General features: G+C 72.7%; 2 protein-coding genes. Both read left to right on the top strand.

Going from position 1 to position 1,540, the window contains the following annotated elements; translation table 11 throughout:
* The first annotated feature begins 3 nt into the window (after positions 1–3).
* Positions 4–798: a thioesterase II family protein gene (locus tag OG352_RS00355; RefSeq protein WP_329213059.1), complete on the top strand. Its 795-nt coding sequence runs from the start codon at positions 4–6 to the stop codon at positions 796–798.
* Complete coding sequence (locus OG352_RS00350) at positions 795–1,514, top strand: PIG-L deacetylase family protein (protein ID WP_329213057.1); 720 nt, start codon at positions 795–797, stop codon at positions 1,512–1,514. The genes OG352_RS00355 and OG352_RS00350 overlap by 4 nt, the downstream gene beginning before the upstream one ends.
* The last annotated feature ends 26 nt before the right edge of the window (positions 1,515–1,540 follow it).

The raw sequence follows: 1,540 nt of genomic DNA, 5'->3' as shown, positions 1-1,540 counted from the left end.
AACATGGCCGGACCACGGCTCGGCGGCGCCGACACGGCGGGGACGGATGCGGCGCTGCGACTGTTCTGCTTTCCGCACGCGGGCGGCGGAGGCGGCTTCTTCCGCCCCTGGCGGCAGGCGCTGGGCGGTGGGGTCGACGTCCGGCCCGTGGTGCTGCCCGGGCGCGAGGGCCGCTTCCGCGAACTGCCCTACGTGACGATGGCGCAGGCGGTCGGCCCGCTCACCGAAGCACTGCGGCCGTATCTGGACCGGCCGTTCGCCTTCTTCGGGCACAGCATGGGCGCGGCCCTGGCCCACGAGGTCGCGCGCCGGTGCGTCACCGAGGGGCTCCCGGCGCCGCGAAGGCTGTTCGTCTCCGCCCGCCGCGCGCCGCACCTGCCCTCCCGGCGGCCGTCCTACGCCCGGCTCACCGACGCCCAGTTCCTCGACGCGGTGGCGGGCCTGGAGGGCACACCGGCCGAGGTGTTGGAACAGCCGGAGCTGGTACGGCTGTTCCTGCCGGCCCTGCGCGCCGACTTCGAGCTCAACGACACCTACGCACCGCTGCCCGGCCCCCGGCCCACCTGGCCGGTCACCGCGTTCCTGGGCCGGGGCGACCCGGAGGCCAGCACCGACGAGATGGCCGCCTGGGCGCAGGTCACCGGCGGGGCCTTCCGGCTCCGGATGTTCGAGGGCGGCCATTTCTACCTCAAGGACGAACAGACGGCGCTGCTGCGGGAGATCAGCGCTGATCTGCGTCTTCCCGAGCAGACGCCACCAGAGATCCCCACTGTGTCGAACCTAGGAGTGTCACCATGACGGACCCGGACTTCCAGCCGCTGCCCGACGACTGGAGCAGCGCCCTCGCCGTGGTCGCCCACCCGGACGACATCGAGTTCGGCACCTCCAGCGCCGTCGCGGCGTGGACGGCCGCCGGCAAGAGCGTCGTCTACCTGCTGGTGACCCGCGGTCAGGCCGGGATCGATGGCCTGTCCCCGGCCAGGTCCGCCGAGGTGCGCGAGGCGGAGCAGCGTACGAGCGCCAAGATCGTGGGGGTGACGGAGGTCGAGTTCCTCGATCACCGCGACGGCGAGATCGAGTACGGTCTGCCGCTGCGAAGGGACATCGCGGCGGCGATCCGGCGCCACCGCCCGGAGCTGGTACTGGGCTTCAACCACCGGGAGACCACGTCGACGGGCAAATGGAACTCCCCGGATCACCGGCACACCGGCCGGGCCCTGCTGGACGCGATCGGGGACGCCGGGAACCGCTGGGTGTTCGAGGACCTCGGCCAGGAGCCCTGGAACGGTGTGCGCCATGTGGTGATGGCCAACTCGCCGGAGCCCACCCACGCGGTGGACGTGACGGACACCCTGGAACTCGGCATCGCCTCACTGGAGGCGCACCGGGCGTACCTCGGCGGACTCACCCCGCCGGTCACCGACGTCCGGGCACCGATGACGGGTTACGCCGAGCTGATCGGCAAGCGCTTCGGCGGCCGACCCGCCGTGGCCCTGGAGTCGGTCGCCCGCTGAACCGCCCCGCCTGCCCCGAGAAGGCG

The sequence above is a fragment of the Streptomyces sp. NBC_01485 genome, assembly GCF_036227125.1.
In the GTDB taxonomy this organism is placed as follows: Bacteria; Actinomycetota; Actinomycetes; order Streptomycetales; family Streptomycetaceae; genus Streptomyces.
The sequence above is the reverse complement of the archived record's forward strand: the minus strand, read 5'-3'. Positions and strand labels throughout refer to the sequence as shown.

Excerpts from the sequence above, each read along its gene's own strand:
- OG352_RS00350 (WP_329213057.1), top strand. The coding sequence starts at position 795 with ATGACGGACCCGGACTTCCAGCCGCTGCCCGACGACTGGAGCAGCGCC.
- OG352_RS00355 (WP_329213059.1), top strand. The coding sequence starts at position 4 with ATGGCCGGACCACGGCTCGGCGGCGCCGACACGGCGGGGACGGATGCG.